Source organism: Bordetella muralis (assembly GCF_054781015.1).
Window position 1 is genome coordinate 847325 of record NZ_BAAGVF010000008.1, and the last position, 13237, is coordinate 860561.

The following is a 13237-nucleotide window of genomic DNA, read 5'->3' on the forward strand; positions in this document are numbered from 1 at the left end:
GATTGCACATACGTTTAATCGCGGTCGCCGATGACTGTTCAGCCTATCGTGACGCTGCCGGGGTTCTAACTACTTTTTTCGGCTAATTATTATGCACATCCCTGTCTACCAATCCATCTCGCTGGCGGTGCACACCGCTGCGTTCGGTGCTCTGAACTATTCAGACAACCTGAATGACCTGACCTCGCGCCTCACCGGCGGCCGAGTCACTCGCAACACGCTTGCCGAAGCCGTTCTGCACCAGGCGATCGGACTGGGGTTAGGTATCGCCAGCGCCCATAAAGCCGTCGACAAGTATGCGGAGTCCATTGCGGGCATCACCGGCGCCGAGCTGATCGAATATGCCGATCAGATTTTGCGCGGCGCCGATGACGAGCAGTTTTCTGCCAGCGTCAAAGAGTTGCTGACGCACACCTTGAAGAAGCAAACTGCTGCCGGCAATATTCCTGATAGCGCCAAAGAACCCGCTATTAATCTTGCGCAGACGCTGCTTAACGACTACATCGGCAAACAAGCTATTCACCAGTTCCTGGGCGTCTATGCACAAAATCACGGCTGGGATTCGCTCAGCGAAAAAATCAAGAATGCCGTCGTCCCAGAGGAATCGGACACTTACCGTAGCCAATTGATCCTCGCGGGCGTTGGTGCGGGAACTGGTTTCATACGGGCCCTGGTCGATCGGGCAATTTTGCAGAATCCGGCATTTCACCAAGACGAGAAGTTCCACGCGAAACCCGAATTGACGCTTGCAGCTGGATGCCTACACGCGTATCTGGTTAACCCTGAGAACTGCATAGAAGCGTTGAACAACTACACGCCGACCAAGCCACTGATCAACGAGCCGTTCCTGCGTAACGTCGCCGATTTGACCACGGCATTTGCTGCGAAAGCTCACAGCGACGCGAAAAACGTACTGGAGGAGGCTCAAAAAGCACTTGAGAAAGAGAACGCCACATTTCCCGTACAGGCGCAATCGCCCGTGCCCGCCCTGCAGATGCAAGAGCCCGAGTCCGCCGCGCAAAGCGACGTGGACAAAGAGATAGCTGATTTTTTGTTGGTCGACGCATCGGATGATGGTATCGACGAGAACAAAGGTGCACTGAGCAGCGCACCAATATCGCATGTCGCTCAGAGCAAAGTTCGGCCGACTGAATCATCGGAAGAGGCAGCCGGTATCAGCGATTTTGTAGAGCTCGAGACGAGCGCGCAAATGGCGGTGAAGGACGCGAAAAAGGCCTATGAGCAAGCTACAAAATTCAAAGCAATGAACCAGGCAATCGGGGTCTTGCTCGTGACAGACATGGACAAGAGAAACGCTGCGCGTATCAGGGAGGCCGTGGATGTCTTGTTGCAGGCCCTGCCGGCGGCAGATTTTGGGATCAGGAAGTCCTTGGCCAGCATCCTGTCCGAAACGACTCAGCTGCCCGCGCAGAACACCATCGGCACCTATGTAGCTTTAAATGATTGGGATCGCCTGGCGGCGTTGCTGGAGAACGTGGTTGAAAGAAACCTGGAGCACATGGAGAAAAAGGCTGTGGAGCGGGCGGCAAAAAAAGCCGAACGCGACGCAGTAGCATTGAGAGCGCAGCAGGCGGCAAACGAGTATGCAGCGCAATGGGCCAATGAGAATCCAAACAATCAAAATGCGGCGCTAAGAATCCCGGAAGCAAAACCGGAACAGGTCACGCAAAGAACAGAGACAGCGACGGCAAATGATCTGAAGAAACCGCCAGTGCAGGGCGAGCAGCAAACCGAAAAGAAGGAGGCATCCTGGGTTCGACGGGCTATCCCAAAATTGGCGGTTAAGATTGCGCTCCAGCATCTGCGTCCCTATATCGATGGGGGCGATTTCAAGCATCCCCAAAACCCGGAATATAAGGCCTTAGCCAATCTGCTTGATGTCAATCAGAATGAGCTCCACGGCGGATTCTCAGCTCATCGAATCGCGCTCAATAGCGTGCCGGTCACGGCTCAGTACGCGGCCGAGCGCACCGTAAGCGGCGTGCAATATGTGGGCAATACTGCCCTGGATTACGCGACCAGCGCGGCACAAACAGGCGCCGCGGTTGTAGGGGCGCGGGTTCAAACGATTGGCGAGCAGATCATGGCAGCAGGCAGTTTCGCAACTGCGTTGATGAGCCCTGCAGTCAAGGTGGCTGCGACCGATGGCGGTTTTGTGGCAGGACTGTGGAACAGAATCAATCCGTTCGCTGCGGCGCCTGATAAACCGGTCGCGGTCATACCTACTGGCATTCAGAACGACACACTCTCGACCTCGGTATTCCCTGCCGGAATCTAAGACGTCAGCCTTGCTTCACGTAGAAAGGACTGTGCCATGGCTTCCCGTTACGTAGCGTTGTTGACCGCATTCGCTGACGAAATTGGATTGCCATCGACAGAGCAATTTCTCAAAACGAAAGAACTCATTGTCGATGGCATCACCATCAGCCTGTTTTATGAGGGAGACGATCGAACGGGAGACGTCGTTCTGTTTTCTGCGTTGGTCGAAATCTCGGCCGAGCGTAGGGCCGAGATCCTGCAAGTCGCTATGGAGGCCAACTATCTGTGGGCAGCTACCGGCGGCGCCACGTTGGGAATGAGCGGCGAGACCTTGGCCATGTCGCTACGCGTTCCATTGGTTCTACTGGATGCGCATTCACTAGCCAACGTAGTCGGTGCCTTTACTCAAACGGCCACATTCTGGCGGCGGTATGCCAACGGCGAACTGGATCGGGTCGGGCCTCCGACCGGACTGGAACAACGCTTGGCGTTTTCCCATAGGCCTTAACAAGGAATAGCCTTCATGACGACGAGAATGAACACCGATCCTGGGCAAAGCACTATGCGCTCTCTCGTTCGAGAGGCACCCGTTGACATGGCACAAGCGTCATCGGACAGCGCTACGATCCACAGCGATAGCACCATGAACGACCTGGTAGGCGCAATGGGTCCATTATCCGGACACTCCATCAGTAACGGGGATAGTAAGCAAGCCTGTGACGCTCAAGACAATTTGTCAAATCACAAAGCGGGCTTCGCTTCGCGCTTAAGCTCGTTTGGTTGGTCTGTCATCATGCTGCCGGCCTCGTTGTTCAACACTGTGACGTCGAATCTGATCGCTGTCGGGAACGCCGCTGTCAGCACGCTGCTGAGCGTACTGCCTGAGAAGCGCACCGAGAATCCCGATGAGATCAGGGCAAATGCGGCGCACCTAGCAAAACCACGCGGAACCCCCAAGGTGACAGCTGGCCTGCCTCCGCAGGTCCGCGATAGGTACAACGAACTGATCTGGGGTGCCAAAAGCTCAGGACTAGGGCTATCCGAAACTTTCGTTAAAGCTGAAGGCCGTTCGGGGAGCAAGCACGTCTCTGATCTCGTCAACGTGGCCAAAAAAATTCACGCAGAGGCGGAAAAAAAAGAGATGGAGTGGCGAGCCTCACCGGCCAAGCCCCAGTTAAGTGAGTACGGCTTGCTGCGGAATAAAGCCGCCGAGTTCATCAAAGAATTTGAAAAATAGCTCAATTACATGAGCGGCATGAATGTCAGGCGCGAGCCGTGACAGTGAGGATTTTCCATGAAGATCTCATCTATCGATGACTTTCGCTTCTCTAGTGAGCCTGAACAACGTCATGAAAAGCCGAGCAGCATTGACATAGACAGCGTCCCCACGATCAAGCCACGCAACGCGTCGATAAAGAAATACGCGGTGCCACAGCACATACAGGAAGAGTTCCGTGAACTCATTGTGCGCGCGCAGCGCAACGGCATTGATCTGCCCAGAGGAGCTCTAGAAGCCCAGCAACGCCCAGGGACCAAATCCCTATCGGCACTGGCTGGTTTCGCGAAAAGTATCGAAAAAGAAGCGGACAAAATTAGGAATTTATCTGCTTTGCCATGGCCTGCAGAGGCAGAACTCACTGCGCTGGCCATACACGCTGGCATCTTTGCCAGGAGTACATATATGTAGATTCGCGCCTCTGCGAGAGCCCGACGTACGCCCGAGAGCTTGGGCCAGTACGGTTGAGTGATCGCGCTGTGAGCGCTGGCCGTTGCGAGGAAGAGGACTGAAATCGTCCAGACAAGATGCGAAGGGCTCGTCGAGCGTTACGCGCAAACAACACGGCGCTTTGGGCACGACGCGGACACAAATGCAATCCAAGCCATTGATTCTATGGCGCGCCCGACAGGAATCGAACCTGTATCAAGAGCTTCGGAAACTCTCATTCTATCCATTGAACTACGGGCGCAAAGAGGCGGTATTGTACCTAAGTTTTTGCTTCTTGCGGCGATGCGGCATGAGGAATGTCCTGCCGTCCCTGTTTTTGCCTCACATGCGTTATATAATCGGATGTTTGCATGCGGGGTGGGTCTTGCTTTGCGACCACTCCTTGCGTAGTAGTTGATTCGTCGTCTGTTGCCGCCATTAGGCGCCCCGGTACCCGATTTGCAGGATATAGGTTATGAGCAACGAGCAGGAACACAACGAAGAACACGCCTCGCCCATCAAGACCCCCAAACAGCTGATCGTCACGGTCGTGCTGGCTTTTGTCCTCCCCATCCTCATCATTATTTTGCTCGTGAATATGGTCACATCGGGCACTAAGGTGGGTGCGGGCTCTGACACATTAACTACAGAGTCCATTAATAAGCGCATTGCCCCGGTATCAGGTTTCGAGCTGGTCGACGCCAATGCGCCCAAGGTTTTCAAAACCGGAGAGCAGGTCTTTCAAGCTGTCTGTACGGCCTGTCACACCGCGGGTGTAGCTGGCGCGCCAAAACTCGGGGATAAAGCGGCCTGGGCGCCTTTTATCCAGAGCGGCTACGACAGCATGCTGAACGTCGCGCTGCATGGCAAAGGCGCCATGCCCGCAAAAGGCGGCAACCCTGCGTTAAGCGATTACGAAGTGGCTCGCGCCGTGGTGTACATGGCAAACCAATCCGGCGCCTCGCTTGACGAGCCGGCGGCGCCTGAGCAAGCGGGTACATCGGCAGCAGGCTCGCAGCCTGCTGCGCCCGCAGCTGCAGCTCCGGCTGCTCCTGCCGCAGCTGCACCGAGCCCGGCCCCTGCGGCCAGTAATACCTCTGCCCCGCCCCCGGCGCCCGCCGCTGCTGCCGCGCCTGCCCCTCAGCAGGCACAAGCCGCCGTCAATCCGGCAGGGGAAAAGCTCTATAAAAGCACCTGTTTCGCCTGTCATAGCGCTGGGATCGCTGGTGCACCCAAGTTCGGCGACAAAGCGGCCTGGGAGCCTTATATCAAGACAGGCGTCGACGCGATGGTAAAGGTCGCCATGCAGGGCAAGGGCGCCATGCCTCCAAAGGGCGGAGCGGCAAATGCCTCTGAAGACGATATCCGCGCCGCGGTCGAATACATGGTGAATGCTGCTAAATAGAAGCAAATAAGCAGCATCGAAGGCTGGCACGCTCGCTCTCATGCCATCGAGAGTCAGCCGGTTCGGGACGAGACAGCGAGGCGCCTCGTAGAGATGCCTCGCTTCGCAGTGACACAGTGAGTTAGGCGGTTGCTTCGGCGAGCAACGGCAACCCTAATTGCACGCGGCGCTGCAGCCACAGGCTGGGACGGTACCGCATGTCGCCCGTGACGCGCTGCAGGCTACGCAGGATTTCCAGAATGCGCTCGCCGCCCAAGGCATCGCCCATGGCAAGCGGGCCGGCCGGATAACCCAGACCCAACGTCACGGCACGATCGATATCGGCCGGTGTCGCAATGCCTTGTTGGGCAATCTCGGCAGCCACGTTCACAATAGCGGCCACGATGCGTTGCGCGACGAATCCCGGGGAGTCTTGAATGACGCTGACGGGCGCCCCATCGCCGGCCAGCAAGGCATGCGCAGCATCACGCCAATTCGCCTGGGTGGCTGGCGAAAGCATCAGCGTACGGCGTTTGCCGCTTTCCAAGGGATGCAGCGTGTCCAGGCCTACGGTACGGGTCGAGTCCAATTGCTGTTGGTAAACGCTGGTGGAGACGTCTTCGCCGAACGGCGTCACGATGATCAGAGCCTGAGCGGGTGGCTCGGCGGATTCGACGATATTGGCGTTCAGGCTTTGCAACAAGGCACGGGCGCGTGCGTACCCCTCGGAATGCTCGGGGCTGATCCAGACTTGCAGACCCGCCTGGGCCGCCGGCACGGGTGGCTCGGCAGGAACTTGCTTTTGACCGTCTGGATAGGCGTAAAAGCCTTCGCCGGCTTTGCGGCCGATAAGGCCGCCTGCCAATCGCACGGTGGTAATGGGCGACGGCCGGAAGCGCGGCTCATCAAAGAACTGGCGATAGATGGATTCCATCACCGGATGCGAGACGTCCAGGGCAGTGAGATCCATCAGCTCAAAGGGCCCCATCCGGAAGCCCGCCTGTTCGCGCATGATGGCGTCGATCTGCGCAAAGGACGCGACGTTTTCCTGTGCGACGCGCAAACCCTCGATGTTCATCCCGCGGCCTGCATGGTTGACGATAAAGCCGGGCATGTCTTTGGCACGCACAGGCGTATGGCCCATGCGGCGCGCCAAGGCGGCCAGGGCATCGCCCGCAGCCGGATCGCTGCGCAGGCCGTCGATGACTTCGACGACCTTCATCAATGCGACGGGGTTGAAGAAATGAAAGCCTGCTACGCGTTCGGGATGCTTGCACGCCGCGGCAATCGCAGTGATCGACAACGACGAAGTATTGGAGGCCAGGATGCAGTCTGCGCTGACGATGGCTTCGAGTTGAGAGAACAGATCACGCTTGATATCCAAGCGCTCGACGATGGCCTCGATGACGAGTTGCGTGTCTGCCAGATCTTGCAAGCTGGCGGCGGCCACGACGCGCGCCAATGCCGCTTCGGCCTGCTCGGGACTGAGCTTGCCCTTTTGCACGAGCTTGTCCCACAACTGACGCAGGGACTCACGCGCGGCGGCCACGGCATCTGCGCTCGTGTCGTACAGACGAACTAGCACGCCTGCCTGCGCAGCGATTTGCGCAATACCTCGGCCCATGGCGCCCGCGCCAACCACGGCGATGGTTTGAATATCAGTTGTCATCGTGTCTACTCCTATGTTTTCAGTGCCTGGATTTCTGCTTCGGACAGGCCCAGCCGCTCTGACAGCACTTGCTCAGTGTGCTCACCCAGCAAGGGGGCGGGGCGACGGTATTGCACCGGGCTATCCGAAAATTTCAACGGGCTGGCGGCAATAGGGGCCACGCCAGCCGTGGGATGGGGCAACTCGCGCCGCATTTGGCGGGCTTGCACATGAGGATCCTCGTACACCTGATCCAGGGTGTTGATCGGACCTGCAGGAACGCCGGCGGACTCCAGCTCGGCCAGCCAATGGTCGCGTTTGCCTGTTGCCATACGCTCGCTGAGCAACGGCACCAGAGCTTCGCGATTTTTCACGCGCTGCGGATTGGTGGCAAAGCGCGGATCCTCGGCCAACTCGGGGGTGCCAATGACGCGGCAATAGTTGCGGAACTGGCTATCGTTGCCCACCGCCACAATCAAATGGCCATCGGCCGCGGCGAAGACCTGATAAGGCACCAGGTTCTGATGCGCGTTGCCGGCACGTTGCGGGGCCTTGCCCGAGGTCATGAAGTTCAGGTTTTGATTAGCCATCATGGCGACTTGGCAATCCAGCAGTGCCATGTCGATGTGCTGGCCCAAGCCACTGCGGCTACGCTCATGCAAAGCAGCCAGAATGCCGACGGTGGAATACATGCCGGTCATTAAATCGGCAACGGCGACACCGGCTTTCTGCGGACCGCCGCCGGGCAGATCATCGCGCTCACCGGTGATGCTCATCAAGCCGCCCATGCCCTGAATCATGAAGTCATAGCCCGGGCGGCTGGCGTAGGGGCCGGTCTGGCCAAAGCCGGTAATCGAGCAGTAGATCAACGCGGGATTCTCAGCTTTCAGGGTCTCGTAGTCCAGACCATACTTACGCAGGCCGCCGACCTTGAAGTTTTCGACCAGGATGTCGCTCTGGCGAGCCAGTTGGCGCACGAGTTCGGCGCCGCGCGGCGAGGCGATATCCAGCGCCACCGAATACTTGTTGCGATTGGCGCTCAGGTAGTAGGCGGCCTCGGTGGTGTCCGCACCGTCTGCGTCTTTCAGATAAGGAGGGCCCCAGGCACGGGTATCGTCACCCGAGCCCGGACGTTCGATTTTGATGACTTCGGCGCCCAGATCGGCGAGATTCTGAGTGCACCAGGGGCCGGCCAGAACGCGGGTCAGATCCAGAACGCGAATGCCGGTCAGGGGAGCGGGTCGTTGTGACATGTGAGCGATAGGTAAATGCAGTAGCTGCGTGATCAAGCGGTCGGAGGGTAAAGCCTTTGGATATTAGCCCCTGCCGCGGTCCAGGCGTATTCTGTTTTGCGAACGTTCTTGTGCGTATTTCGCACATGAAGCGCAGTCCAGTACGGATGCATGGGGCACGCTTAGCTGCTGTCAGATGCGCAGCGTGTCTGATGCTGCATATAGACACACAGCGCGCTAGCGCATGCATCGCGCCATCGCATTACGAGTATGCCTTGATCGTTTCGCGCGCAATGACCAACTGCTGGATTTGCGATGTGCCTTCAAAAATACGGAACAGACGCACGTCACGATAGAAACGTTCGACGGCGTATTCGGAGATATAACCCGCGCCGCCGTGGATCTGTACCGCGCGGTCAGCCACGCGGCCGACCATTTCGGTGACGTAGAGCTTGCAGCATGCGGCCTCCAGCGTGGTGTTCTCGCCGCGGTCGCGCTTGCGTGCGGCGTCCAAGACCATGCAGCGTGCGGCGTACAGCTCGGCCTGACTGTCGGCAATCATGGCCTGGATGAGTTGGAACTCGGAAATGGGCTGGCCGAACTGCTTGCGCTGCGTCGCATATTGGACGGCATCGCGGATCAAACGTTCGGCGATACCGACGCACAGCGCTGATATATGCAGGCGGCCTTTATCGAGCACACGCATCGCGGTGCGGAAACCATTGCCCTCCTCGCCTCCCAACAAGGTCGAGGCAGGAACACGGCAATTATCGAAGATCACATCGCAGGTCAACGCGCCGGCCTGGCCCATTTTTTTGTCGGGCTTGCCCAAGGTCACGCCCGGGGTGCCGGCATCCACCAGAAAGCAAGAGATAGATGAGGCCTTGCGCTCGGGCGCAGTGCGGGCCATCACGGAAAACAGACCGGCGATGGGGGCATTGGTAATGAAGCGCTTGGTGCCATTCAAGATGTAGTAATCGCCATCGCGCACGGCAGTCGTGCGCAACGATATCGCGTCAGAGCCTGCATCGGGTTCGGTCAGCGCAAAAGAGCCGATCAATTCGCCGCTGGCCAGCTTGGGCAAGTAATGGCTGCGCTGCTCGTCGGTACCGGCCAGGACGATAGATTGTGAGCCGATACCGATATTGGTGCCGGCCAGTGAGCGAAAAGCGGGCGACGTCTGGCCGAGCTCGAATACGACGCGGACTTCTTCTTCCATGGTCAGACCCAGGCCGCCATATTCGGGAGCGATGGACAAGCCAAACAAACCCAGATCGCGCATCTCCGCGACGATATCGTCGGGTATCTCGCCACTATGCGCCAACGCGTCTTCGGCGGGGACGAGCCGATCGGTCACAAAGCGGCGGACCGCGTCCAGCAACAAGTTCAGGGTTTCAGTATCAAGAGCCATGATGAGGTCTGTTAATGCAAAAGGAATAAGGAAGAAAAAGTCGTCTGCTGGGCACGAGGGCGGCGTTCGTTACGCATTCAGCCCCCCACTCAACAAATCGAAATAGCCGGCGACGATCGCCTCGGCAGTCTGCGCACCGCCGGGCTGATACCAGCGCGCCATCCAATTCAGCATGGAGAGCACGGCACGGCCGGTCGCAGCGACGTCTAAAGAACGGAATTCGCCACGGGCTATGCCATCGGAGATGATCTGGCGCAGCAGCCGTTCGTACCCATCGCGCAGGCGCGCAGCATCCTCGCGCTCAGTGATGGCCATACCGGAATAGCCAATCAGCATGGTGACAAACTGGGCGTGATGGTTTTCAAAATAACGGGCGTGAGCCACCATGAACTGGCGCAGACGCTCCGGCGCTGCCGTGGCCTGGGAAACTGCCTGCGACACGGTGGCAGTCAGGCCGGCCAGTACATCCAGAATGATGGCGTCGTAGATGTCTTGCTTGGTGGTGTAGTAGTGATAAATGGCCGCCTTGGACACGCCGATAGCGGCGGCCAGATCGGCAATCGAGCTGCTTTCGTAGCCGCAACGGGCGAATAGCCGAGCGGCCTCTTCCAGAATGCGTTCCCGAGGAGCGGCTATCGTGGGCGGCCGGCCCGCACGGGGGCGTTTTGCGGCAAGCGGGCTAGTGGACATGACGACCTGAATTTGACACGGCCGGCTACACCGATAAACCTGCATTGACAGGCCTGCGGCGCATGCCGTTAAATGAAAGACAATTAATTACCGGACAGCCGGTAGGTAATTATAGGCAGGTGTTCTACCCTCTTTCAACTACTACGTTTCATCCTCATGAACGCACGCGACGAAGCCCAGCCCAATTCTCTGGTCAATCAGCTCTATGCGCAGATGACGTTGCCGGTCATCTGCTCGCCCATGTTTATTGTGTCGAATCCCAAATTGGTGGTGGCGCAGTGCACGAGCGGCGTGATGGGATCCTTTCCCGCACTGAACGCCCGCCCCCAGACCCTGTTGGATGACTGGCTGTCCGAAGTGCAGGCCGGGCTGGCCGATCATCGCCAGGCCAATCCATCGGCGGTGGTTGCGCCGTTTGCGGTGAATCAGATCATTCATCAGTCCAACGACAGGTTGGAACACGATCTGCAGAGCTGCGGCAAACATCGCGTGCCCTTTATCATCACCAGCCTGCGTGCGCCCGGAGATCTGGTCGCGGGGATTCATGCATGGGGAGGAAAGGTTTTCCATGATGTGACGACGCTGCGCCATGCCGAGAAAGCGCTGGAGGCCGGGGTCGACGGCCTGATTCTGGTGTGCGCGGGAGCAGGCGGCCATGCAGGCACGCTCAGCCCGTTTGCCCTGTTGTCCGAGGTGCGGCGTATTTATGACGGCCCGGTTATTTTGTCAGGCGCGATCACCTCGGGTGCAGGAATATTGGGCGCGCTGGCAATGGGGGCTGATTTTGCCTATATGGGGACGCGATTTATCGCGAGCGCGGAGGCCAACGCCTCGGAGGCGTATAAACAGGCCATTGTGGATGCCAGTGCTTCGGATATTTTGTATACGCCGTTCTTTACCGGCATACCCGGCAACTATCTGAAGGCCAGTATTGCGGCAGCAGGATTGGATCCTGCCAACCTGCCCACCCCCGATGCCGGCGCGTCCAATTTTGGAACGACGCGGGTCAAGCCTTGGAAAGATATTTGGGGCGCGGGGCAAGGAGTGGGCGGCATCGAGAGCGTGCGTCCAGCGGCCGAGATCGTAGCCACGCTGCGACAGGAATACCAGCAAAGTCAGCGCCGTTTGGCGGGCAAGACCTTGGCTGGTTGAGTAACGGAGGACGGACACCATGCCAGAAAGTCTGATTGTCCAACGCGACGGCGCTGTGCTGCAACTGACGATCAACCGGCCGGAGCGCCGGAATGCGCTGGATATCGCGACTTACCACGCGTTGGCGGCGCAATTGCGTCAAGCCTCCGAGGATCCGAGTCTGTCCGCCGTCATCCTGTCGGGGACGGGCGAACATTTCACCGCCGGCAATGATTTGCATGATTTTCAGGCAGACCGCCCCGAAGGCGATAGTGCCGGGATGACTTTTCTGCGAGCCCTGATCGCCACGGATGTGCCGGTCATCGCGGCGGTGGAGGGTTATGCCATCGGGATCGGCGTGACGCTGCTGCAACATTGCGATTTTGTCTATGTGGCCCGCAATGCCACCCTGCGGATTCCTTTTGTCGCGCTCGGCCTGTGCCCAGAGGGCGCTTCCAGTCTGTTGCTGCCGCGCCTGGCTGGCGCGCGCAAGGCCGCGCAATGGCTGCTGCAGGGCAAAGCATTCAGCGCCGACGAGGCGCAGGATGCCGGGTTGGCCACCGCGGTCACCGAGCCGGGCGAGGCATTGGCCGCGGCAAAACAAGTCGCGGCGGCGCTGGCTGAGCAACCGCGCGAAGCGCTGCGCCTGACCAAGAGCATGCTCAAGCGCGCCGATCGCGCGGCCATTCTGGAAGCGCTGGAATTTGAAGCGACGCAGTTTCGGGCACGCCTGAAGACCCAAGAGGCGCAAGATGCTTTCGCGCGCTTTTTGAATAAACGCTGATCGGCGCGCCTTGGTTGCGTCCCTGCCTGCGCCGCTCAGAACGGCGCGTCCGGGCTGAAATTCGGCGGGCGGCGCTCGCGCAAGGACTGTATTCCCTCACGAACGTCTGGCCCGGCAAAGCCCATGAATTCCAATGCCAGCGAGGCGTCGAAACTGGGCCCCGCCATGCGCAGCCAGTTGTTCAGCGCATATTTGGTCCAGCGGATGGCGGTTTGGGAGCCATTGGCCAATTTGCCTGCGACCTCGAAAGCCTTGGCGATAAGCTCTGCCTCGTCCACACAGAGCGAGACAAGACCGATGCGTTCGGCCTCCTCGCCGCTGACGGTTTCGCACAATAATAAATAGTATTTGGACTTGGCCATGCCGCATAGCAGCGGCCAGACGATGGCGGCATGATCGCCGGCGGCCACCCCGAGCCGGGTGTGTCCGTCAATGATGCGGGCGTCACGAGCGGCGATGGAAATATCGGCCAGCAGCCCTGCGACCAAGCCCGCGCCCACGGCCGCGCCGTGCATGGCAGATACGATGGGCTTGTTGCAGTTGATCACGTTGTAGACCAGATCGCGCGCCTCGCGCCAGACGCGGGACCGCACCTGAAAATCGTCGGCCATCTGCTCGACCAATTCCAGATCCCCGCCGCCAGAAAAGCCCTTTCCTTCGCCGCGTAGCACCACGACCCGGGTGTCCGGATCCGTATCCACGTCGCGCCAGATATCGGCCAACTCTCGATGCAGGTGCTCATCGGCCGTCGACAGCTTCCCCGGCACGCCGCCTCGGGCGCCCATGATGATTTCCAGGACACCCTGCGGATGGCGGCGCAGTTTCAGGGATTGGTAACGCGCGTAATGCGCAAGCGATGTATCGGACATGGTCTCCTCCGTGCGATGTGAATGCTTTCCGGGCACTATAGTGGATAGTCGCCTGCCGCTGCTTTCGGGCAGCAAGCGGGAGTTCAACCTAGCGGATGCCGCC

12 protein-coding genes and 1 tRNA gene are annotated in these 13237 nt (G+C 58.9%); 7 read left to right on the plus strand and 6 right to left on the minus strand.

Annotation, left to right across the window (positions count from 1 at the left end):
* Positions 1 to 91 precede the first annotated feature (91 nt).
* The 4 genes from ACYVIT_RS21615 to ACYVIT_RS21630 all read left to right on the plus strand — a co-directional run bounded on the left by ACYVIT_RS21615 (position 92) and on the right by ACYVIT_RS21630 (position 3967).
* Positions 92 to 2299 (plus strand): hypothetical protein, encoded by a 2208-nt coding sequence (locus ACYVIT_RS21615; RefSeq protein ID WP_415804533.1) that lies wholly within the window; start codon positions 92 to 94, stop codon positions 2297 to 2299.
* 36 nt (positions 2300 to 2335) lie between these two features.
* Entirely contained in the window at positions 2336 to 2788 is a 453-nt protein-coding gene (locus ACYVIT_RS21620) for a type III secretion system chaperone (protein ID WP_415804534.1), read from the plus strand.
* A 135-nt stretch (positions 2789 to 2923) separates the two neighbouring features.
* Complete coding sequence (locus tag ACYVIT_RS21625; RefSeq protein ID WP_415804535.1) at positions 2924 to 3517, plus strand: hypothetical protein; 594 nt, start codon at positions 2924 to 2926, stop codon at positions 3515 to 3517.
* 57 nt (positions 3518 to 3574) lie between these two features.
* A complete protein-coding gene (locus ACYVIT_RS21630) occupies positions 3575 to 3967 on the plus strand; it encodes a hypothetical protein (RefSeq protein WP_415804536.1) in 393 nt (130 codons plus the stop codon).
* Positions 3968 to 4172: 205 nt separating this feature from the next.
* On the opposite strand, the gene ACYVIT_RS21635 is transcribed toward ACYVIT_RS21630, so the two are convergent.
* A tRNA-Arg gene (locus ACYVIT_RS21635) sits at positions 4173 to 4247 on the minus strand.
* 213 nt (positions 4248 to 4460) lie between these two features.
* On the opposite strand from ACYVIT_RS21635, the gene ACYVIT_RS21640 reads away from it, so the two are divergent.
* Positions 4461 to 5390 (plus strand): c-type cytochrome, encoded by a 930-nt coding sequence (locus ACYVIT_RS21640; protein WP_415804537.1) that lies wholly within the window; start codon positions 4461 to 4463, stop codon positions 5388 to 5390.
* A gap of 121 nt (positions 5391 to 5511) precedes the next feature.
* On the opposite strand, the gene ACYVIT_RS21645 is transcribed toward ACYVIT_RS21640, so the two are convergent.
* The 4 genes from ACYVIT_RS21645 to ACYVIT_RS21660 all read right to left on the minus strand — a co-directional run bounded on the left by ACYVIT_RS21645 (position 5512) and on the right by ACYVIT_RS21660 (position 10350).
* Positions 5512 to 7038 carry a 3-hydroxyacyl-CoA dehydrogenase gene (locus tag ACYVIT_RS21645; RefSeq protein ID WP_415804538.1) on the minus strand — a complete coding sequence of 509 codons (1527 nt, stop codon included), beginning with the start codon at positions 7036 to 7038 and terminating at the stop codon, positions 5512 to 5514.
* A gap of 11 nt (positions 7039 to 7049) precedes the next feature.
* Complete coding sequence (locus ACYVIT_RS21650; protein WP_415804539.1) at positions 7050 to 8270, minus strand: CaiB/BaiF CoA transferase family protein; 1221 nt, start codon at positions 8268 to 8270, stop codon at positions 7050 to 7052.
* Between the two features lie 241 nt (positions 8271 to 8511).
* On the minus strand, positions 8512 to 9660 hold the full coding sequence (locus ACYVIT_RS21655) for an acyl-CoA dehydrogenase family protein (RefSeq protein ID WP_415804540.1): 1149 nt from the start codon (positions 9658 to 9660) through the stop codon (positions 8512 to 8514).
* A 69-nt stretch (positions 9661 to 9729) separates the two neighbouring features.
* Positions 9730 to 10350 carry a TetR/AcrR family transcriptional regulator gene (locus tag ACYVIT_RS21660; protein ID WP_415804541.1) on the minus strand — a complete coding sequence of 207 codons (621 nt, stop codon included), beginning with the start codon at positions 10348 to 10350 and terminating at the stop codon, positions 9730 to 9732.
* Positions 10351 to 10506: 156 nt separating this feature from the next.
* On the opposite strand from ACYVIT_RS21660, the gene ACYVIT_RS21665 reads away from it, so the two are divergent.
* Both ACYVIT_RS21665 and ACYVIT_RS21670 read left to right on the plus strand, forming a co-directional pair.
* Complete coding sequence (locus ACYVIT_RS21665; protein WP_415804542.1) at positions 10507 to 11502, plus strand: NAD(P)H-dependent flavin oxidoreductase; 996 nt, start codon at positions 10507 to 10509, stop codon at positions 11500 to 11502.
* 19 nt (positions 11503 to 11521) lie between these two features.
* The gene (locus ACYVIT_RS21670) at positions 11522 to 12265 is read left to right on the plus strand and encodes an enoyl-CoA hydratase-related protein (RefSeq protein WP_415804543.1); all 744 of its coding nucleotides are present in this window, start codon (positions 11522 to 11524) and stop codon (positions 12263 to 12265) included.
* Between the two features lie 35 nt (positions 12266 to 12300).
* Here ACYVIT_RS21670 and ACYVIT_RS21675 read toward each other — a convergent pair whose 3' ends face one another.
* Complete coding sequence (locus ACYVIT_RS21675) at positions 12301 to 13134, minus strand: enoyl-CoA hydratase/isomerase family protein (RefSeq protein ID WP_094823678.1); 834 nt, start codon at positions 13132 to 13134, stop codon at positions 12301 to 12303.
* Between the last annotated feature and the right edge of the window lie 103 nt (positions 13135 to 13237).

Bases quoted from the DNA above. Each gene is read 5' to 3' on its own strand.
- ACYVIT_RS21675 (WP_094823678.1), bottom strand. From the start codon at position 13,134: ATGTCCGATACATCGCTTGCGCATTACGCGCGTTACCAATCCCTGAAA.
- ACYVIT_RS21615 (WP_415804533.1), top strand. From the start codon at position 92: ATGCACATCCCTGTCTACCAATCCATCTCGCTGGCGGTGCACACCGCT.
- ACYVIT_RS21655 (WP_415804540.1), bottom strand. From the start codon at position 9,660: ATGGCTCTTGATACTGAAACCCTGAACTTGTTGCTGGACGCGGTCCGC.
- ACYVIT_RS21640 (WP_415804537.1), top strand. From the start codon at position 4,461: ATGAGCAACGAGCAGGAACACAACGAAGAACACGCCTCGCCCATCAAG.
- ACYVIT_RS21625 (WP_415804535.1), top strand. From the start codon at position 2,924: ATGAACGACCTGGTAGGCGCAATGGGTCCATTATCCGGACACTCCATC.
- ACYVIT_RS21650 (WP_415804539.1), bottom strand. From the start codon at position 8,270: ATGTCACAACGACCCGCTCCCCTGACCGGCATTCGCGTTCTGGATCTG.
- ACYVIT_RS21660 (WP_415804541.1), bottom strand. From the start codon at position 10,350: ATGTCCACTAGCCCGCTTGCCGCAAAACGCCCCCGTGCGGGCCGGCCG.
- ACYVIT_RS21630 (WP_415804536.1), top strand. From the start codon at position 3,575: ATGAAGATCTCATCTATCGATGACTTTCGCTTCTCTAGTGAGCCTGAA.
- ACYVIT_RS21645 (WP_415804538.1), bottom strand. From the start codon at position 7,038: ATGACAACTGATATTCAAACCATCGCCGTGGTTGGCGCGGGCGCCATG.
- ACYVIT_RS21665 (WP_415804542.1), top strand. From the start codon at position 10,507: ATGAACGCACGCGACGAAGCCCAGCCCAATTCTCTGGTCAATCAGCTC.
- ACYVIT_RS21620 (WP_415804534.1), top strand. From the start codon at position 2,336: ATGGCTTCCCGTTACGTAGCGTTGTTGACCGCATTCGCTGACGAAATT.
- ACYVIT_RS21670 (WP_415804543.1), top strand. From the start codon at position 11,522: ATGCCAGAAAGTCTGATTGTCCAACGCGACGGCGCTGTGCTGCAACTG.